This window comes from Enterocloster sp. 210928-DFI.2.20, from assembly GCF_020554465.1.
GTDB classification, from domain to species: Bacteria; Bacillota; Clostridia; order Lachnospirales; family Lachnospiraceae; genus Enterocloster; species Enterocloster bolteae.
The window spans coordinates 48,259-68,497 of the sequence record NZ_JAJCHK010000003.1 but is presented as its reverse complement, the minus strand read 5'-3'; the positions used below and the strand labels follow the sequence as shown (position 1 = coordinate 68,497).

The window sequence follows — 20,239 nt, the reverse complement described above, 5'->3', positions numbered from 1 at the left end:
GAATGTTGTGCAAATCATATAAAATGCTTGAAAAATTCTGAAAAATTTAGTAAAATATACGCATAGGCTTAAATTTAATGAACAGGAGGGAAGTTTATGAACGTATATGGAACTGAACAAATCCGCAACGTTGTATTACTTGGACATGGAGGCGCTGGTAAGACAACCGTTGCGGAAGCATTGGCGCTGCTGACTGGTGTTACAAAACGTATGGGCAAGGTGCCGGACGGAAACACCATCAGCGATTATGACAAGGAAGAAATCAAGAGACAGTTTTCTATCTCCACTACTCTGATTCCTCTGGAATATGAGGGCGAGGACGGGCCAATTAAGATTAACCTTCTGGATACGCCGGGATTTTTTGATTTTGTAGGAGAGGTTGAGGAGGCAATCAGTGTTGCCGATGCAGCCATTATCGTTGTCAACTGTAAGGCAGGTATTGAGCCTGGTACAGAGAGGGCATGGGAGATGTGCGAGAAGTACAACCTGCCCAGGCTGATTTTCGTCACAAATATGGACGATGACCATGCCAGCTATCGTGAGCTTGTGGTTAAGCTGGAGACTAAGTTCGGACGTAAGATTGCCCCGTTCCAGCTGCCAATCCGTGAAAATGAAAAGTTCGTAGGTTTCGTCAATGTGGTAAAGATGGGCGGACGCCGTTTCACTCATTTAAGTGATTATGAGGAGTGTGAGATTCCTGATTATGTCCAGAAAAACCTGACCATTGCCAGGGACGCCCTCATTGAAGCCGTTGCCGAGACCAGTGAAGAATATATGGAGCGTTATTTCCTTGGAGAAGAGTTTACCCAGGAGGAGATTTCCACCGCGCTGAGGACCCATGTTATTGAAGGGGACATCGTTCCTGTCATGATGGGTTCCGGCATTAACTGCCAGGGCTTTAAGGTCCTGCTGCAGGCCATTGACAAATACTTCCCGTCACCTGACCATTTTGAGTGTATCGGCGTGGATGTTTCCACGGGCGAGCGCTTTACAGCCAAGTACAACGACGATGTATCCCTGTCCGCCAGGGTATTCAAGACCATTGTGGACCCATTCATCGGCAAGTACTCACTGATGAAAATTTGTACCGGTACCCTTAAGGGCGACACGGTGGTGTACAATGTGAATAAGGATACTGAGGAAAAGATCGGCAAACTCTATATCCTGCGTGGCAAGGATCAGATTGAGGTGCAGGAGCTGAAAGCAGGTGACATCGGAGCTGTTGCAAAGCTGACTGTGACCCAGACCGGCGATACCATGGCTGTGCGCACGGCACCCATTGTATACCATAAGCCCCAGACCTCCACACCATACACATACATGGCATATAAGGCTGTGAACAAGGGCGAGGATGACAAGGTATCCACGGCTCTGGCTAAGATGATGGAAGAAGATTTAACCCTTAAGGTGGTCAACGACGCTGAGAACCGTCAGGCCCTGTTATACGGCATAGGCGATCAGCAGCTGGATGTGGTAATCAGCAAGCTGCAGAGCCGCTATAAGGTGGATGTGACCTTAAGCCAGCCTAAGTTTGCATTCCGCGAGACCCTGCGCAAGAAAGTAAAGGTACAGGGCAAGCATAAGAAACAGTCCGGCGGACACGGACAGTATGGCGATGTCATCATGGAATTTGAGCCATCCGGCGATTTGGAGACACCGTATGTATTTGAGGAAAAGGTATTCGGCGGTTCCGTGCCAAGGAACTACTTCCCGGCTGTTGAGAAGGGACTGCAGGAATGCGTATTAAAGGGACCTGTGGCAGGATATCCGGTTGTGGGCTTAAAGGCCACTCTTTTGGATGGTTCTTATCACCCGGTGGATTCCTCGGAGATGGCATTTAAGATGGCCACCATCCTTGCCTTTAAGCAGGGCTTTATGGAAGCAAATCCCGTGCTCCTTGAACCCATTGCCTCCCTTAAGGTAACTGTTCCGGATAAGTTTACAGGCGATGTCATGGGCGATTTAAACCGCAGAAGAGGACGCGTGCTGGGCATGAATTCCAATCACAACGGCAAGCAGGTCATTGAGGCGGATATTCCTATGTCTGAACTTTTTGGATATAATACAGACCTTCGCTCCATGACAGGCGGTCTGGGCGATTATTCCTATGAATTCAGCCGTTATGAGCAGGCTCCCGGCGATGTACAGAAACGTGAGATAGAGGCAAGGGCTGCAGCTAAGGACGGCGAATAAAAGTAAATGCCACAGCTGCCCGGAGTAAGTTTGGGCAGCTGTTTTTCCATGCATGTTTTCCGGAATATGTGGCAAATTAAATATTATATCAAAAAATCATTTTTATGTTGCAAATGTCACAGAAAAATAGGAATGTTTATGATATAGTAATGACATCAAAGGAAATGATTCAAAACCAAGATAAATGATATAATAATTTAAGGAGGAAATGATAATGAAAAAATATGTATGTGATCCATGTGGATGGATATATGACCCTGAGGTAGGCGATCCGGACGGCGGAATCGAGCCGGGAACTGCATTTGAGGATATTCCGGATGATTGGGTATGTCCTCTCTGCGGGGTTGGAAAAGATATGTTCTCTGTTGTTGAAGAATAAGGTGTGCGCTGGCGCCTCTTTCCGGATAAAACCTGGAAGGAGGCGTCTTTTTATTTGATTTCCCCCCTTGTACATAATCTGGAAAGAGTTTACAATAAAGAGAGAGCTTTGAAATATAGTAAAGAGGATTTTTTGAGATGGAAGAACAGCAAAACTCATTTAAGGATTCATTCCTGGCAGCTGTTTTGGACCAGATGGACACCAATTTCTATATAACGGATGTAGAAACAGATGAAATCCTTTATATGAATAAAACCATGAAAGAAACCTTCGGGCTTATAAGGCCGGAAGGCTGTGTCTGTTGGCAGGTGCTGCAAAAGGACATGAAGGGCCGGTGCCCTTACTGTAAAATCAGGCAGCTGGAACAGATGGAGGACAATAAAATCTGTGTCTGGCGCGAGACCAATTCTGTGACCGGCAGAAAATACAGGAATTATGACAGCCTGATTCAGTGGAAGGGGAAGCTTTACCACATACAGAATTCTGTGGATATGACGGAATATGACCAGATTTCAGAGACAGCCCGCACCGATGAGCTGACGCGCATGCTAAACCGCAGGGGAGGCAGCGAACGCCTTATACGGGCCCTGGAGCAGGGGAGCCGTGAGAACCAGATAGTGACCGTGGTACTGTATGATATCAATGAGCTGAAATCGGTCAATGACCGGTATGGACACAGCGAGGGGGACAAGCTTCTTCAGTACGTGGCATCCATAGCCAAGGAGTGCCTTGGAAGGCTGGATTTCATGTACCGTCTCAGCGGTGATGAGTTTGTCATGGTATTTTATGGGCGTGATATGAACGCGGCAGATGAAAGCATGAAGCGGCTCTTAACCAGGGCAGGTCAGGAACGAGAACGCCTGCTCAAGGAGTATGATGTCTCTTTCAGCTACGGAATCGCAGAGGTCTATCCGGGGGAAATGGGATCGGTGGAGGACATCATATCCCGGGCGGATGAGCAGATGTATATACAGAAGAGAGGATATCATATAGATCGTGCCAAGCGCAGGCTTGAAGAGAAACCTGAGAGCGGGGATGAGACTTTTGATTATGCCGGCGGAAGCCTCTATGAAGCGCTGTCAGCCAGCACGGATGATTATATTTTTGTGGGAAATATGAAAACCGGAGTGTTCCGCTATCCCCAGGCCATGGTGGAGGAATTCGGACTGCCGGGGCAGACGGTCAGGGAGGCAGCCGCATTTTGGGGGCAGCTGATTCATCCTCATGATGAAGCCTATTTTCTGGAGAGTAATCAGAGTATAGCGGACGGAAGAGAGGATTATCATAATATAGAATACCGGGCCAGGAATGTGAGAGGGGAATGGATATGGCTGCGGTGCCGGGGGAAGATGCTCAGAGATAAGGACGGGCAGCCGGAGCTGTTTGCCGGCATGATTAGTAATCTGGGCAAAAAAAACCAGATTGACCATATGACCGGCCTGTACAACAAATACGAATTTGAGGGAAATATCAAGAAATACCTGGCAGGCCGCAAAAGTATGGATTCCATCGGCCTTATGGTGCTGGACATGGATTCCTTTAAAAATATCAATGATCTGTACGACCGTTCTTTTGGGGATGAGGTCCTGCGGATTACGGCTCAGAAGGCGGCATCCATGCTTCCGCCCAATGCCATGCTCTATCGGCTGGATGGGGATGAATTCGGCATCCTCCTCCTGGAAGGGGATGCAAAAGAAGCTGCCCGCATATATGGTAAGCTTCAGCAGAATTTCTGCAGGCAGCAGGAATACGGGGGAAGGAAATACTTCTGTACCCTGTCGGCGGGGTATGCTGGTTATCCTGAGGATGGGAGTAATTATCTGGAGCTCCTTAAGAGCGCCAACTATTCTCTGGAATACTCCAAAATGATGGGAAAGAACCGGATGACCGTGTTTTCCAGGGATATCCTGGCTGACAGGGAGCGGCGGCTGGAGCTGATGGAGCTTTTGCGGGAGAGCGTGGAGCGCGGCTTTGCAGGATTCACCATCCATTACCAGCCCCAGGTAGACACATTGTCGGGCAGGCTCTGCGGAGCTGAGGCTCTTGCCAGATGGCACTGCAGCAAATACGGGGATGTTTCTCCCGGCGAGTTTATCCCTTTGATGGAGCAGAGCGGCTTAATCATTCCTTTTGGACAGTGGATACTGAGTCATAGTATGGCCCAGTGCCTGGAATGGAGCCGGTCAAAGCCGGATTTCCAGATTAGTGTGAATCTGTCTTATATCCAGCTTACCCAGGGGAATTTTATTTCCTTCCTCAGGACGGTGCTGGAGGAAAACAGCCTGGCGCCGTCCAGACTCATTATGGAACTGACCGAGACATACCTGGCAAAGGCAGAGGAGGACACCCTGCGCCTGATTGCACAGATGAAGGAACTTGGGGTAAAAATTGCCATGGATGATTTCGGGGTGGGGTATTCGTCTTTGTTTTCACTGAAAAGTATCCCCGTGGATGTGGTGAAGATAGACAGGGGATTTGTGAAGGGGATCACCTCAGACCTCTTTAATGCTACCTTTATCCGATCCATCACCGACTTGTGCCATGATGTGGGCAGGAAGGTATGCCTGGAGGGCGTGGAGACGAAAGAGGAGTATGAGGCTGTAAGGGAATTGGGAATGGAATATATACAGGGATATTATTTCGGGCGCCCTATGAGCGCCCGGCAGTTTGAAGACAGATTAAAGGAATAGGCGGACACAGCGCTTGTCCATCTCAATCAGCCCTTCCTCCTTCATTCGTTTCAGCTCCCTTGTCATGGCGCTGCGGTCAATGGAAAGGTAATCGGCCAGGTCAACCATGGTAAAGGGAAGGCTGAAGGAAGAGGCTTTGGCCTGAGCGGCCAGCTGCATGAAGTAACATATGAGCTTTTCGCGGATGGTGCGCTGGGACAGAACCTCCACCCTGCGGCTTAAGTTTAAGGCCCGCTCCGAAATCAGGTCCAGCAGATTTTGGGTCAGCTGGTGATGGTGGGCGCAGGACCTGGTACAGGGAGAACCGATGGTGGCGTAGTGGATGAAGAGAATGTCACAGGGGCTGTCACAGACAACGCTGATACCGGCATGTTCGCTGCCCTCGTAGGAAAGCAGATGGCCGAAGATGTCCTGGGGACCCAGGCGTTCCAGGATGGTTCTGGCTCCGTTGTATTCATAGCGGACAACGGAGGCAGTGCCTTTGCCGATGATGCCGATTTCATGAAAGCCTTCATCGTAATCGCATATGGTCTCGCCAGCCTTAAACTGTTTTGTTCTTCCGTCCAGGCAGGAGAGCAGTTTTTTATACTCATCAATGGAAATGTCTTTAAATAGATTTTTCTGAAAATATTCTGTCATGTTTCTTTTACCCTGCTATCTTTTATGGTATGATATCTAATATCATAATACTTTTTTGTTGCAATTGCAACACTAAAAAAGGACTGTCTTTTGACAGTTCCCATACAGTGCGGTGTGACATACAGAACCAGAGCCGCGATGTATGATAAGTTTGATGAAGGAGACTGGATGTGGCCTATGATATACGATAATGAAAACCGGGGAAGGGCCTGGGAGCCTGCCCCGCAGATGCAGGCTTCGCAGCACAGCCCGCAGCCTGATTCGCCGCAGGACCCGCGGCAGGCAGCTGCCATGGAGAGGCGCCAGAGGAAGCAGTTCTCACATGTGGGGCTGGCTGCTGCGGCCTTCATGCTGCTTACCCTGGCAGCCCAGGTAGTGGTCATGGTCCTGGTGGAGCTGCTTAATTCTCTGCTGGGTGATTTTATTGATTTCTATGGATTTTCGGGGCGTATGCTTATGTCGTCCCTGCCCATGTACCTGGTGGCCTTTCCGGCGGTGGCAGGACTGCTCCAGCTTGTGCCAAAGTGCGGGGCGCCCCAGAAGGAGCAGTGGGGATTCTGGAAATTCGCGTCCTTCTTTGTCATTGCAGTGGGAATCGGGCTGGCAGGAAATATTCTGGGCAGGCTGGTAGGGCTTTTACAGCCATCAGGCCCTGATTCCGCTGAATTGGACCAGCTTATCAGAAATTCCAGCCTGTGGGTCAATCTGCTGACAACGGTCATTATGGCCCCTGTGGTGGAGGAGCTTTTTTTCAGGAAGCTGGTCATGGACCGGCTGCTGGGATATGGACAGAAAACGGCAATCATCATATCCGGCATTATGTTCGGCATGGCCCACGGTAATTTTTCCCAGTTCTTTTATGCCTTTGGCATAGGAATTCTCTGGGCCTACGTGTATGCAAAGACAGGGAAGGTGAGATACACCATAGGGTTTCATATGCTGTTCAACCTGTTGGGCGGCGTCATCACCGTGGAACTGTCAAAGGGGGCCCAGGGACTGGCAGAGGGACCGTGGATGATCCGGCAGATTGAATCTATTTTGGGAGTTGACATGGGGTGGCTGGTGACAGCGTTTTCCTCCATCATGATACTGGCATATCTGTTTTTCATGCTGGCCTGTCTCATTGCAGCCATTACTCTTATCATTATGTACCGGCGCCAGATTACCTTTCAGCCGGGACAGTGGCCCCTGAGAAAGGGGAGAGCTTTTCAGACAGCGTTTTTGAATGTGGGGATGATTGTCTATTTTGTCATATGCTGCGGTTTGTTTATATTAAATTGGTGATTTACACGGGTGCTTTGATGTGATAAAGTATTAGCATGTGACAGTAAAAGATATGTCAGACTTAACATGAACCACAATTTAAAAGCTGTGGTAACTACAATAAAAATACTGGACAAATCAATTTTTTTGTTTTATAGTAATAACCAACGAATGTAAGGGGGCAGGCAAAAATCCAAGCCGAGCCCTTTTTCATAAAATCAGACACCAGGAGGTAATGAAATGGTATCATTGTATGACAGCGGTATTTATCTGGTTAACGGCACTGAAATCGTACCGGAATCAGAGAGCGGAAAGGTAAAGAAACTGACCGGCAGGGATGCTGACCAGGCATCCGCCAGGAAAGGGACCATTGCCTACTCCATTCTGGAGGCCCACAACACATCCGGCGACATGGAACATCTGAAGCTGCGGTTTGACAGCATGGCATCCCATGACATCACCTTCGTGGGTATTGTACAGACAGCCAAGGCTTCGGGAATGGAGACGTTCCCGATTCCTTATGTATTGACAAATTGCCACAATACTCTGTGCGCGGTGGGAGGGACCATCAATGAGGATGACCACATGTTCGGCCTGTCTGCGGCTAAGAAATATGGGGGCATCTATGTTCCTCCGCATATTGCGGTCATTCATCAGTACATGAGGGAGATGATGGCAGGATGCGGCAGAATGATACTTGGTTCCGACAGCCATACCCGTTACGGGGCCCTGGGAACCATGGCCATAGGTGAAGGCGGCGGGGAGCTGGTGAAGCAGCTTCTTAAGGATACATATGATGTGGCATATCCGGGTGTTGTAGCCGTTTATCTGGACGGTGCGCCCCGGCCGGGAACCGGTCCCCAGGATATTGCCCTGGCTATCATCGGAGCCGTGTTTAAGAACGGATATGTAAAGAATAAGGTGATGGAGTTCGTGGGGCCGGGCGTGGCTTCCATGACAACCGATTACCGCAATGGCGTGGACGTCATGACCACAGAGACCACCTGCCTGTCATCTATATGGAAGACGGACGGTGACACCAGGGCTTATCTGGCCAAGCACCACAGGGAGGAAGATTATAAGGAACTGGCTCCCGCGGATGTGGCATACTATGACGGCTGCGTATACGTGGATCTGTCCACGGTAAAGCCCATGATTGCCCTTCCCTTCCATCCCAGCAATACATACGAGATTGACGAGTTTAAGGCCAACCTGGACGATATACTGGGCATGGTGGAAGCAGAGGCTGCCAAGGTATCGGGCGGAAAGGCATCCTTTACCCTGAGGGATAAGATTGAGGGGGGCCAGCTCATGGTTCAGCAGGCAGTTATCGCTGGCTGCGCAGGAGGCACCTATTCAAACGTAATGGAAGCTGCCCGTGTATTAAAGGGAAAGAACTGCGGCTGCGACGAGTTCTCCCTGGCAGTATACCCGTCTTCTCAGCCTGTCTTTGCGGACCTGGTGAAGAAGGGGGCTGTGTCCGACCTGATGGACGCAGGCGCCATTATACGGACTGCGTTCTGCGGCCCCTGCTTCGGCGCAGGCGATACGCCCTGCAACAATGGTCTGAGTATCCGCCATACCACCAGAAATTTCCCCAACAGGGAAGGATCCAAACCAGGCAACGGCCAGATGGCCGCGGTTGCCCTGATGGACGCGCGTTCCATTGCAGCCACGGCAGCCAACGGAGGAAGGCTTACCTCCGCATGGGAGCTTGAGGGCTGGGACAATGTGCCTGAGTATGAATTTGACGACATTTCCTATAAGAACCGGGTATACATGGGTTACAACAAAGGCGACGGGGAAAAGGAGCTGGTCTACGGACCGAATATCAAGGACTGGCCGGAGATGAGTCCTCTGGCAGACAATATTCTCCTGAAGGTATGTTCCAAAATCATGGACCCTGTGACCACCACCGATGAGCTGATTCCTTCCGGCGAGACTTCATCTTACCGGTCCAATCCCCTGGGACTGGCAGAATTCACTTTGTCCAGAAGGGACCCGGAGTATGTGGGTAGGGCCAAGGAAGTGGATAAGCTGGAAAAAGCCAGAACAAAGGAGGGCGCGGCCAAGGAAGTGGAGCTGGAGCCTGTTTTGGAGAAGCTCTTTGACGCCATCCGCGGCATTGAAGGCAATGAGAATGTGACGGTTCAGGACACGGAAGTGGGCAGCATGATTTATGCTGTAAAACCTGGCGACGGATCTGCCAGGGAACAGGCAGCCAGCTGCCAGAGAGTCATCGGAGGCCTGGCCAATATCTGTAAGGAATACGCCACCAAGCGTTACCGCTCCAATGTGATGAACTGGGGCATGGTTCCCTTCCAGATGGAGGAGGCTCCCTGCTTCGAGGTAGGAGATTATATTTATGTTCCGGGCGTAAGGAAAGCCCTGGACGGGGATTTAAAGGATATTAAGGCTTATGTGCTGGGAAAAGAGGGCAGCAGCATAAGAACCCTGGATTTGTATATTGCGGATATGACGGCAGAGGAGCGGGAAATCGTAAAGGCCGGCTGTCTGATTAACTATAACAGGGGCAGACACTGATGGGGGTATTTGAGAAAGGAGCATGGGTACATGGTTAAGGAGAGTTTTCTGGCACAGTTTTATGGGAAGTCGCAGAATTACACGGATATTCCTAATAAATGGTATAAAGAGTACAATGTAAAGAAGGGCCTCAGGAATGAGGACGGAACCGGTGTGCGGATAGGCCTTACCAGGGTGGCCGACGTAGTGGGATATGAGGAGACAGACGGAGGAATCAAGGCCATTCCCGGACGGCTTCTCTACCGGGGCGTGGATGTACTGGACCTGGTAAAGGGGAAGAAGGAGAGCCATTTCGGGTATGAGGAAACCTGTTTCCTCCTGCTGTTCGGATATCTGCCGAAGAAAGCTGAACTGGAAAAGTTCTGCAATGTGGTGAGACACTGCTACACCATTCCGGATGAGTTCGTGGAAATGAACCTGCTGCGCCTTCCCGGTAAGAATCTGATGAATAAGCTTCAGGACGCGGTCCTTACCCTGTATAATTACGATGACGATCCGGACAATATTGATGTATACCAGACCCTGGTCAAGGGCGTTAACCTTTTGGCAAAGCTGCCCTCCATTGCCTGCTATGCCTATCAGAGCAAGGTGCATTATTATGACAGGGAAAGCCTGTTCATCCATTATGCAAATCCGGAATATTCCATTGCCGAGAATTTCCTAAGCCTTCTGAGAAAGGACCAGAAATTCACCTCCAAGGAAGCGAATCTGCTGGATACCATACTGATGCTTCATGCGGATCACGGCGGCGGCAACAACTCCACCTTTACCAATGTGGTGATTGCATCCACGGGCACAGACATCTACTCCACGGTATGCGGCGGTATCGGCTCCCTTAAGGGGCCGCGCCACGGCGGCGCCAATATCAAGGTGGCAGAGATGATGGATGCGGTGCTGGCTGAAACCGGCGGCTATGATGCAGACGATAAGAAGATCCGCCAGGCAGTGGAGAAGCTGATGGCAGGGGAACTCTATGACCGTTCCGGCCTTGTATACGGCTTCGGCCACGCTGTCTACACGGTGTCCGATCCCCGTGCAGAGGTCTTAAGGGCCTGCTGCATGGAGGTGGCCAAGGAGCAGAAGCATACCAGGGAGCTGGACTTCTATATGCGCTTTGAGCGTATTGCCAAGGAAGTAATGGAGGAAATCAAGGGCAAGGCCCTTCCCACCAATGTGGATTTCTACAGCGGGTTTGCATACGGTATGCTGCGGATTCCAAGGGATTTATACACACCTCTGTTTGTGTGCAGCCGCGTTGTGGGCTGGGTGGCCCATAATATTGAGAATAAGCTGTATGACGGCCGTATTATGCGTCCGGCCACCAAGTACGTAGGCGACAACATGGATTATGTGCCTATGTCCGAGAGATAGGATGCCCGGTACTGCCATTCCGGTTTCCTGATATATGTGAATATGTGAAAAGACCTGATGCCCCATCTATGGCGTGCGTCAGGTCTTTTTGTATTGAGAGGGAAAGTACCGCGGCAAATGCCCAGTTTTTAAAATCTTACATGAAATCAAAGAGACTCAGCTGCTTCATCCCGCTGCCGGGAGTCCGGGCCTTTTCCCGGCGGCAGGCATCTTTGGGAAGCTCCTCTAAGAATGGGGAAGGTTCCTCTGAGGTGGTGAGAATTAATTCGTCCCTGGCCCTTGTCATACCCACATACATAAGGCGGCGTTCCTCCTCCGGATTCACAGCTCCCTTTCCTGTTTTAAGGGGGAGGATTCCCTGTCTTAAGCCATAGAGAAAGACCACGGGAAATTCCAGACCCTTGGAGGCATGCAGAGTCATAAGCGTCACTGCATCGGAGGGGCGGGAATCCTGACCGCTTCGTTTCAGATCGTGGGCCTGTCCAAAGGCCAGTGTGCTCAGCATATCCTCCATGGTTTTGTGGAAATAGGACATGCAGACAAAGGTGTCCATGGACTTGTCTGACCCCAGCCCCAGGCATGAAATCCAATCCGCCAGAAGTTTCCAGGGCCTGTCTCTTTTTAGTCTTGGCAGGAAGCGCTCTGCCAGGCTGCTGTAATCTGCGGAAGGGGAAATGCGTTTTCTGCAGAGTTTCGTTGTATCTTCATCTAACCCCGAAGATTTAAGCAGGGCCCCGAAAAAGGAGATGGTGCCCTGGACAGCCGGATGGTCCAGATAATCCTCCCGTCCCGCTACCACATAAGGGATTCCCTCTTTTTGCAGGCATTGTTCCAGCAGGCGGGCCTGGTGATTGGTGCGGTAGAGGACGGCGATATCGGCAAAGCTCCTGGCAGTATCCAGCAGGCCGGGGGTCTGGCTGTGGGCATCCAGCATGTCGATTCCGCCCACCATGCGGTTGATTTCTTTGGCAATGAAGATGGACTCCGACAGGCTGGTCTGTGCTGTCACCAGACGCACCGGACCGCCGTGGGGACGGGCGGCTGAGAGGCTGCGCTCACCGCCCGGATTACGGGAGATGAGAGGAAGGGAGGCGGAGAGTATCTCCGGGGTGGAGCGGTAGCCGGTGGTAAGCCGTATGGTGCTGGTTCCCGGAAAATCCTGTTCCAGCAGGTCGAAGCAGTGGCTGTCAGAACCCCGGAAGCCGTAGATGGACTGGTCCGGGTCACCGATGACAAAGAGTTCCCGCCCGCCTTTATTCCATGCCTTGATGAGCCGGTACTGGACCGGGCTGATATCCTGGAATTCATCCACCAGCAGATAAGAAAAATGCTGCTTCCTGTATTCTGCTTTCTGTTCCTGTTCAAGAAGGCGCAGCATGTTGAGAAGCAGGTCGTCGAAGTCCATAAGCTTCCTGCACTCCAGCGCCTGCTGGTACCGGTCTGCCCCTTCCTGCGTCAGGATAAAGCCGGTTTCCGCGGCGGAATCATCGGCCATATAGGCGGCAAAGCCCTGCGCGGAGGACAGCCCTGCCTTATGCAGAGAGATGGCGGTGAGAAACTGCCTGACGGTGCAGGCGAGTTCCAGGGCTTCTATGGTTTCTCCGGCGCATTCTTCCGCCTGTCCCTGGTCTGCCAGGGACAGCTCTGTTCCGGACCGGGCTAACAGCCGGTAGCAGAGGGAATGGAAGGTTCCGACCTGCATCTGGTTCAGGCTGCGCCTGCCTGGCAGTGCCTGGCGGATTCTCTGTGTCAGCTCGTCCGCTGCCTTGTTTGTAAAGGTGACGGCCGTAATCTCAGAAGGTTTTACGCCCCGCTCACCCATAAGGTGTTCGATGCGCGACACCAGAGTCTTTGTTTTGCCTGTACCCGGACCGGCTATGACGGCTGTTACCGGGAATACGGATTCCACGGCCTGCTGCTGGTCCCGGTTCAGGGCAGAGGAGGGATTGGAAACAGTCAGGATATTTGATACGGCTGTTTCATAGGAAGCTTCACGGGAAGCCGTTGAGCCGTGGGAAACGCCGGCTTTGCCGGACAATGCAGTATTTGCCGAAGGAACCGCATCTGCTGCCAGCTCCGCATCCCCCGTCACCCCCGGGGCTCCCGGGCTCCCAGGTCCCATGGTTTCGCTCAGGTCCGCGTTCGCTGTCTCAAAGGTCATGCACATCTGTCCCTCCACATTGTCAAGCTCGGCTGACTGGAACAGCCGCATGGTCCCGTACTCGCCGTCATAGCCGGGCCGCCACTGGACTTTTCCGTCTCTCAGATGGCGTATGCCCTCTGCTGTCAGGGAGCCGGCCGCATGGCTGATATCCTCCAGCGGGGCCTGGCGAAGAATATAAAATTCATTGCCCAGTTCCTCCAGCAGGTGTTCGTACTGCCTGGAAACCTTTACGCTGGACGGGGAGGAACCCACTGAGGAGGCAATGACCTCGCCCAGGGGCACCAGGTTTTCAAAGGGACGTCCCTGGGGCAGCAGGAAATCCTCGTCCCGGTCAGCCAGCTGTTCAATCCGGTGAAGTACGCCTGTGGTCAGTTTTCTGCCGCAGACAGGACATATGCCGTTGTATTTCCTGGCCTGGGAGGGACTGAGGCAGAGATGGCATTTCCGGTGGCCGTCAAAATGATATTTGCCCTCCTCAGGAAAGAATTCAATGGTGCCTTTAAGGCCCTCGCCCCTCTGTATGGCGCCGTAGAGCCCCGCATAGGACATGGGAATGTCAAACAGGCTGGCCTCCCTGCCCAGCTTGGCGGGAGAGTGGGCGTCAGAGTTGGAGATGAGCTGAAAGGAGTCAAGGGCCGACAGCCTCCCGTTCATGGCCGGATCAGAGGACAGTCCTGTCTCCAGGGCATGAATCTGGGGAGTCAGCTCCTCATAGCACTCTTCAATGGTATCAAAACCGGAAAATGCCCCGAACAGTGAAAAATGCGGGGTCCAGATGTGGGCCGGAACATAGATGGCATCCGGGCATGCCTCCAGTGTTATGGCCAAAAGATCGTGACAGTCCAATCCCAGGATGGGGCGTCCGTCCGAATGTATGTTGCCGATGGCTTCCAGCCGCCTGGAAAGCACTTCGGCTGCTTCCAGGCTGGGCAGGAGGATAAGGCTGTGTACCTTGCGCACACGGCCGTTTTTCTTGTAAATGGAGCTGATTTCCCCGCTGATAACAAAACGGGGCCTGCTCTGGCCAAGTATGGACGGGCGCTGTAAGGAATATTCCTTTTTAAGCATGTAAAGACCCGGCTCGGCGGGCTCCAGCTTTTCAGCCAGCTCCGCCCTCCAGGCCGGATGAGTAAAATCACCCGTACCTACAATGTTAATTCCTTTTTTCCCCGCCCATAAGTCCAGGTGCTCCGGCGTAAGCTCCTTGCTGGTGGCCCTGGAGTAGCGGGAATGGATATGTAAATCACCAATGTACATTGCGATGCACCTGCTTTCCTTTGATAGTATTTATTATAAAGGATTCATCCCAAAAAGAAAGCGGTTTTTTCTGCCAGCATCAGCCGGTCAGTCCCTCCACTGCATCCACGGGCAGGGAAATTGCCACTGCGTGTTCTCCGGTCTCCTTCATTACGGTCTCGCATATGGACTTCAGGATGGGCGCCCTTAAGCTGGTGGGGGTCAGAATCAGCAGTATGGCTTTTTCCTGGGAAAGGGTCATGCCGAACAGCTTTTTGCCGGCATCGCTGCCTATTTCCCTGGCCTTTATCAGGGTGCCGCCCTGACAGCCGGCCTTTCTGGCGGCCTCCATAACAGGCGCGGACAGGTCGGTGTGGATGACGGAAGCAATTAATTCATAGGAATGGGAATTTGTCATGGGAATATCCTCCTTGTGTTCTGCTGGGCGGCTGTTTGGCCCTGTTTGGTCTTCGTGCCGGCTTAAAATGTCCATGGCAGCGAAACTAATGCCTGTGAGGGAAAGGGTAAAAGCAATGCCGTGTCCGGGCTTGCAAAATTCCATTTCCCTGCCAAGGGCACGGAGCAGACGGTCGGCGCCGGCCTTGGATGAAAGTCCCAGAACCAGGTCCTTTTCAGGCTCATCCAGTCCCAGACAGTCCATGACTGCCGAGCTGGCTGTGCCGTGTCCTCTGACAGCCAGCAGTATTTCATGGTTGTATGTATGGAATATGGCAGCTGCCCTGTTCCCGGCCCCGCGGTTTACGATGGCGGCTGCCAGCTTTATACTTTTATGGCTCATAAGGTTCCTCCTCTAAATTGATGAATTCCTGTTCCATATCCACCACAGGATGTCTGGAAACAGCTTTCTCCCTGCGGGTTTTAAGCTCAAAGGACAGTCCGATGAGCTGGATGATAATGAGAGGGGTCATGGCTACCATGGCCACGATGCCAAAGGCGTCAGTCAGAATATTGCCTCCCAGGGCTTCGCAGGCCCCCATGCACAGCGGAAGGAGAAAGGTGGCTGTCATGGGACCGGAGGCAACGCCTCCTGAGTCAAAGGCAATGGAGGTAAAGACCGGGGGCACCACAAAGGAGAGACCCAGGGCAAGGGCGTAACCCGGCAGCAGGAAGGCCATGAGCGGCAGTCCCGTGATGACCCGGAATAAGGAGAATCCCAGCGACAGGGCCATGCCGATGGAAAGTCCGGTCATCATGGTCTTTTCAGATATGCTTCCGCCGGTCACATCCGCCACCTGCTTGTTGAGCACCTGTACGGCAGGCTCTGCCTTGACGATGTAATAACCGATGAGCATGGCCACTGGCACCAGAATCCAGCGATAGGGCAGGGAGGCCATCTGTTTTCCCAGATAGCTTCCGGCTGGCATAAAGCCCACATTTACGCCTGTAAGAAACAGCGTCAGCCCGATGTAGGAATACAGCATTCCCACCAGTATTTTCACCACCTGGCGTTTGCGCATCTTCAGGAAGAATATCTGGAAGAGCAGGAAAAAAGCCAGGATGGGAAACAGGGCCGTGAATACTTCCGCCGCGTAGTGGGGAAGTTCGCTCTGGAAGGCCAGCCAAAGGTCCTGGGAATTGCTGATGGATGGAATGGTCATGGGCTCATAGGCGCCGGAAGATGACTGGAACAAAAGTCCGAGTATCATGACAGAGAGAATGGGGCCAATGGAACAAAGGGATACCAGTCCAAAGCTGTCGCTGTCCGCGTTTTTCCCCTGGCCGATGGAAGACAGTCCCACGCCCAGGGCCATGATAAAGGGAACTGTAACAGGACCTGTTGTCACACCGCCGGAATCAAAGGCTACAGCCAGAAAATCACCTGGAATATAGAAGGCCAGGATGAAGAGAATGATGTAGCAGACCAGAAGAATGTGGGAAAGGCTCCAGCCGAAGAGGGAGCGAAGAAATGCAAGTGCCAGGAAGAAACCGACTCCTGCAGCTACTGCCAGGATGAGCACCATGTCCGGCACTGCCGGTGTCTGTCTGGCCAGGACCTGCAGGTCCGGTTCGGCCACTGTGACCATGGCGCCTATGATGACACATGCAATGACGATGACCGGAAGCTTTTTTGCCTTGGCCAGCTGCGCACCTACCTTTTCTCCAATGGGCATCATAGCCATATCCACTCCCAGGGTGAAGAATCCCATTCCTATAATAAGGAAGGCGGCCCCTGCCAGAAACAGCATCAGCGGGTCCAGGGGAATGGGAGTGATGGTGATCCCAAGGATTAATACAATGCAGGTAACGGGCAGCACAGATGATAAGGATTCTGTGATTTTTTCTTTTAGCTTCTGATTCAATAAATTACCTCCTGTTGTCCGTTATTTATGTTAACATATATATTTTAGCTTAACATAAGGACAAACGGAAAGGCAAGAGAAGGGGCCGTTAGAATTATGTTAAGAAACTCATTGAATCCGGGACAGCGCAGTAGTATAATAGATCCGCTGCGGGCATACACGGCAGCAGAAAATGGAAATAAATGGGGAGAATGGAAGTATGACATTGTATGACAGAAACGGGACGCCGGCAGCGTATATTGACAGTGACGGGGAACATATCTACCTGTTTGACGGAAAGCCGGCAGCGTATCTGAATGAGGATGCGGTATACGGTTTTGGGGGCACCCAGTATGGATGGTTTGAGAAGGGGTGGATCAGGGACCTGGATGGATACTGCGTCATGTTTACGGATGAGGCCAGGACCCAGGGACCGGCAAAGCCCTCACGCCATGAGACGCCGGCCAAATGGGCCAGGGCAGCCAGACCGGTGAGACGGTCCAGGGAGACAAAACGCTCCAAGACAGCCTATAAGGCGGCCTGGTCAGAGATCGCGGCAGGGGATTTTTTGTCTGGTAACAGTTGACACTGTTTGGGAAATATGTTAAATTAAGAATCAGTGCAAATACGCAGATAGGGAAGAGTAGATAACCGGATGGATGCAGAGAGCCGGCGGCTGGTGAAAGCCGGTGACGGATGGTTGTTGAACTGGCCCTGGAGTAGCCTGCCCCAACGAGGAAGGGCCGCCGGAAACGGGGGACCGGGAACCAGTAGGACAGGACGGAGACCTTACCGTTATAAGAGGATTAAGTGCATGCGTCAGACAGCATGAACCAGAGTGGTACCGCGCGGGGATTTTTAAGCCTTGCGTCTCTAGCAATAGAGGCGCAGGCTTTTTTGTTTCACAGAAAACTGCGCGCAGCAGGTATGCTGTCTGGATAAAGGGGAATCATCCCCTTAGATAACCAATGGAGGAATGAGATTATGGCAACACAGTACAACCACAGCGCCATTGAGAAAAAGTGGCGTGAGAACTGGGAAGAGAAGCCCATCAATGTGAACGATGGCAGGAAGGAAAAGTATTACTGTCTGGATATGTTCCCATACCCCTCAGGCAGCGGCCTTCACGTAGGACACTGGAGAGGATATGTGATTTCAGATGTCTGGAGCAGGTATCAGCTGTTAAAGGGAAAGTATGTCATTCATCCCATGGGATGGGATGCCTTCGGCCTTCCGGCTGAGAACTACGCTATCAAGATGGGCGTGCACCCGGCTAAGTCCACAGAGGCGAACATCAGGAATATCAAGCGCCAGATCAAACAGATTGCGGCAATTTATGACTGGGATATGGAAGTGAACACCACGGACCCGGACTTTTATAAATGGACCCAGTGGATCTTTGTCCAGATGTTTAAGAAGGGCCTGGCTTATGAGAAGGAATTCCCCATTAACTGGTGTCCTTCCTGTAAGACCGGACTGGCAAACGAGGAAGTGGTCAACGGATGCTGCGAGCGCTGCGGCACCACAGTTACCAAGAAGAATCTGCGCCAGTGGATGCTTAAAATTACTGCTTACGCAGAGCGTCTGTTAAATGACCTGGATAAGCTGGACTGGCCTGAGAAGGTTAAGAAGATGCAGACTGACTGGATCGGCAAGTCATACGGCGCAGAGGTGGATTTCCCCATTGACGGGCGGGAAGAGAAGATTACCGTGTACACCACCAGGCCGGACACCCTTTACGGAGCCACCTTCATGGTGCTGGCGCCGGAGCATGCCCTGGCCAAGAGCCTGGCCACCGATGAGACAAGGGAGGCCGTTGAAAAATATATATTCGATTCTTCCATGCGTTCCAATGTGGACCGTATGCAGGCCAAGGAAAAGACCGGTGTGTTTACCGGAAGCTATGCAGTTAATCCGTTAAACGGTGCAAAGACGCCTATCTGGCTGTCTGATTACGTACTGGCTGATTACGGTACCGGCGCCATCATGTGCGTGCCTGCCCATGACGACAGGGACTTTGAGTTTGCCAGGAAGTTCGGCCTGCCCATTGTACAGGTAATCGCAAAGGACGGCAAGGAAATTGAGAACATGACCGAGGCGTATACCGAGGCCAACGGCATCATGATTAATTCCGGTGATTGGAACGGCCTGGAGTCCGCTGTCCTTAAAAAGGAAGCGCCTCACATGATAGAGGAAAAGGGCTTTGGCCATAAGACGGTCAACTACAAGCTGAGAGACTGGGTATTCTCACGCCAGCGTTACTGGGGCGAGCCTATCCCCATCATCCATTGTCCCAAGTGCGGCTGTGTGCCTGTGCCTGAGGACCAGCTGCCCTTAAAGCTTCCTGAGGTGGAGAGCTACCAGCCCACAGGAACCGGCGAGTCACCTCTGGCTGCCATTGACGAATGGGTCAACACCACCTGCCCTGTCTGCGGCGCTCCTGCCAAGAGAGAGACAAACACCATGCCCCAGTGGGCCGGTTCCTCCTGGTACTTCCTGCGCTATGTGGACAGCCACAACAAGGAAGAGCTGGTATCCAGGGAAAAGGCGGACAAGTATCTTCCGGTGGATATGTATATCGGCGGCGTGGAACACGCGGTGCTCCATCTGCTGTACTCACGTTTCTACACCAAGTTCCTGTGTGATATCGGCGCTATTGATTTTGATGAGCCTTTCAAGAAGCTGTTTAACCAGGGTATGATTACCGGAAAGAACGGCATTAAGATGAGCAAATCCAAGGGCAATGTGGTTTCTCCCGATGATTTGGTGAGGGATTACGGTTGCGACTCCTTAAGGCTTTACGAGCTGTTCGTGGGACCGCCGGAGCTGGACGCAGAGTGGGATGACCGGGGCATTGAGGGCGTATCGCGTTTCCTGAACCGTTTCTGGAACCTGGTGATGGACAACAAGGATAAGGATGTGAAGGCGTCCAAAGAAATGATAAAGCTGCGCCATAAGCTGGTATATGACATTGAATACCGCTTCAACCAGTTCAGCCTCAATACTGTTATTTCCGGTTTCATGGAGTACAACAATAAGCTGATTGAGCTGGCCAGGAAGGAAGGCGGAATCGACAGGGAGACCCTTAAGACCTTCGTGATTCTTCTGGCACCCTTTGCACCCCATATCGGAGAGGAGCTGTGGCAGCAGTTAGGCGGTGACGACAGCGTGTTCCATGCACAGTGGCCGGAATGCGATGAGGAGGCCATGAAGGACGATGAGATCGAGGTGGCTGTCCAGATTAACGGAAAGACACGGGCCGTTATCAGCATCAGCGCAGACAGCTCCAAGGAAGATGCCATTGCCGCGGGACGGGAAGCTGTGAAGGAAAAGCTGACAGGCAATGTGGTAAAGGAGATCTACGTGCCTGGAAAGATTGTCAATATTGTATGTAAATAAATCAGATTCCCGCATATAAGCGGGAAGACAAAATGCCTGCGCAGCCTGCAGCACATGGGCT

General features: G+C 52.0%; 12 protein-coding genes and 1 other annotated feature. Of the genes, 8 read left to right on the top strand and 4 right to left on the bottom strand.

The genetic code is table 11. From position 1 onward, the window contains the following. Positions 1 to 96: 96 nt before the first annotated feature. From LI015_RS04775 to LI015_RS04765, 3 genes are all read left to right on the top strand, one after another. Complete coding sequence (locus tag LI015_RS04775; protein WP_002564669.1) at positions 97 to 2,193, top strand: elongation factor G; 2,097 nt, start codon at positions 97 to 99, stop codon at positions 2,191 to 2,193. Between the two features lie 214 nt (positions 2,194 to 2,407). Then, positions 2,408 to 2,572 (top strand): rubredoxin, encoded by a 165-nt coding sequence (rd, locus tag LI015_RS04770; RefSeq protein WP_002564668.1) that lies wholly within the window; start codon positions 2,408 to 2,410, stop codon positions 2,570 to 2,572. Positions 2,573 to 2,709: 137 nt separating this feature from the next. Then, on the top strand, positions 2,710 to 5,262 hold the full coding sequence (locus tag LI015_RS04765) for a putative bifunctional diguanylate cyclase/phosphodiesterase (protein WP_002572501.1): 2,553 nt from the start codon (positions 2,710 to 2,712) through the stop codon (positions 5,260 to 5,262). Here LI015_RS04765 and LI015_RS04760 read toward each other — a convergent pair. After that, positions 5,251 to 5,901, bottom strand: a complete 651-nt coding sequence (locus LI015_RS04760; protein ID WP_002564666.1) for a Crp/Fnr family transcriptional regulator — start codon at positions 5,899 to 5,901, stop codon at positions 5,251 to 5,253. The two genes, LI015_RS04765 and LI015_RS04760, sit on opposite strands and share 12 nt — an antisense overlap. 177 nt (positions 5,902 to 6,078) lie before the next feature. Here LI015_RS04760 and LI015_RS04755 point away from each other — a divergent pair, with 177 nt between their 5' ends. From LI015_RS04755 to LI015_RS04745, 3 genes are all read left to right on the top strand, one after another. Continuing rightward, the gene (locus tag LI015_RS04755; protein ID WP_227124247.1) at positions 6,079 to 7,185 is read left to right on the top strand and encodes a CPBP family intramembrane glutamic endopeptidase; all 1,107 of its coding nucleotides are present in this window, start codon (positions 6,079 to 6,081) and stop codon (positions 7,183 to 7,185) included. A gap of 219 nt (positions 7,186 to 7,404) precedes the next feature. Next, a complete protein-coding gene (locus LI015_RS04750) occupies positions 7,405 to 9,708 on the top strand; it encodes a hydratase (protein WP_227124246.1) in 2,304 nt (767 codons plus the stop codon). A 30-nt stretch (positions 9,709 to 9,738) separates the two neighbouring features. Next, positions 9,739 to 11,079, top strand: coding sequence for a citrate synthase (locus tag LI015_RS04745; protein ID WP_002564663.1), 1,341 nt, complete (start codon positions 9,739 to 9,741; stop codon positions 11,077 to 11,079). A gap of 136 nt (positions 11,080 to 11,215) precedes the next feature. On the opposite strand, the gene LI015_RS04740 is transcribed toward LI015_RS04745, so the two are convergent. From LI015_RS04740 to LI015_RS04730, 3 genes are all read right to left on the bottom strand, one after another. Further along, positions 11,216 to 14,500: a UvrD-helicase domain-containing protein gene (locus LI015_RS04740; RefSeq protein WP_227124245.1), complete on the bottom strand. Its 3,285-nt coding sequence runs from the start codon at positions 14,498 to 14,500 to the stop codon at positions 11,216 to 11,218. 79 nt (positions 14,501 to 14,579) lie between these two features. Then, complete coding sequence (locus LI015_RS04735; RefSeq protein WP_227124244.1) at positions 14,580 to 15,278, bottom strand: hypothetical protein; 699 nt, start codon at positions 15,276 to 15,278, stop codon at positions 14,580 to 14,582. Then, a complete protein-coding gene (locus tag LI015_RS04730) occupies positions 15,268 to 16,800 on the bottom strand; it encodes a DUF1538 domain-containing protein (protein ID WP_117627429.1) in 1,533 nt (510 codons plus the stop codon). Before LI015_RS04730 ends, LI015_RS04735 begins: the two co-directional genes overlap by 11 nt. A 199-nt stretch (positions 16,801 to 16,999) precedes the next feature. Between LI015_RS04730 and LI015_RS04725 the strand changes: the two genes are divergently transcribed. Both LI015_RS04725 and leuS read left to right on the top strand, forming a co-directional pair. Further along, on the top strand, positions 17,000 to 17,365 hold the full coding sequence (locus LI015_RS04725) for a 4-fold beta flower protein (RefSeq protein WP_002564659.1): 366 nt from the start codon (positions 17,000 to 17,002) through the stop codon (positions 17,363 to 17,365). A 35-nt stretch (positions 17,366 to 17,400) separates the two neighbouring features. Then, positions 17,401 to 17,657 (top strand) — a binding site (T-box leader). Between the two features lie 106 nt (positions 17,658 to 17,763). Further along, entirely contained in the window at positions 17,764 to 20,178 is a 2,415-nt protein-coding gene (leuS, locus tag LI015_RS04720; protein ID WP_002564658.1) for a leucine--tRNA ligase, read from the top strand. Positions 20,179 to 20,239 lie beyond the last annotated feature (61 nt).

What these genes read in the sequence shown, in the direction of transcription:
- LI015_RS04775 (WP_002564669.1), top strand. Translation starts at nt 97, where the DNA reads ATGAACGTATATGGAACTGAACAAATCCGCAACGTTGTATTACTTGGA.
- LI015_RS04725 (WP_002564659.1), top strand. Translation starts at nt 17,000, where the DNA reads ATGACATTGTATGACAGAAACGGGACGCCGGCAGCGTATATTGACAGT.
- rd (WP_002564668.1), top strand. Translation starts at nt 2,408, where the DNA reads ATGAAAAAATATGTATGTGATCCATGTGGATGGATATATGACCCTGAG.
- LI015_RS04745 (WP_002564663.1), top strand. Translation starts at nt 9,739, where the DNA reads ATGGTTAAGGAGAGTTTTCTGGCACAGTTTTATGGGAAGTCGCAGAAT.
- LI015_RS04755 (WP_227124247.1), top strand. Translation starts at nt 6,079, where the DNA reads ATGATATACGATAATGAAAACCGGGGAAGGGCCTGGGAGCCTGCCCCG.
- leuS (WP_002564658.1), top strand. Translation starts at nt 17,764, where the DNA reads ATGGCAACACAGTACAACCACAGCGCCATTGAGAAAAAGTGGCGTGAG.
- LI015_RS04735 (WP_227124244.1), bottom strand. Translation starts at nt 15,278, where the DNA reads ATGAGCCATAAAAGTATAAAGCTGGCAGCCGCCATCGTAAACCGCGGG.
- LI015_RS04760 (WP_002564666.1), bottom strand. Translation starts at nt 5,901, where the DNA reads ATGACAGAATATTTTCAGAAAAATCTATTTAAAGACATTTCCATTGAT.
- LI015_RS04765 (WP_002572501.1), top strand. Translation starts at nt 2,710, where the DNA reads ATGGAAGAACAGCAAAACTCATTTAAGGATTCATTCCTGGCAGCTGTT.
- LI015_RS04740 (WP_227124245.1), bottom strand. Translation starts at nt 14,500, where the DNA reads ATGTACATTGGTGATTTACATATCCATTCCCGCTACTCCAGGGCCACC.
- LI015_RS04750 (WP_227124246.1), top strand. Translation starts at nt 7,405, where the DNA reads ATGGTATCATTGTATGACAGCGGTATTTATCTGGTTAACGGCACTGAA.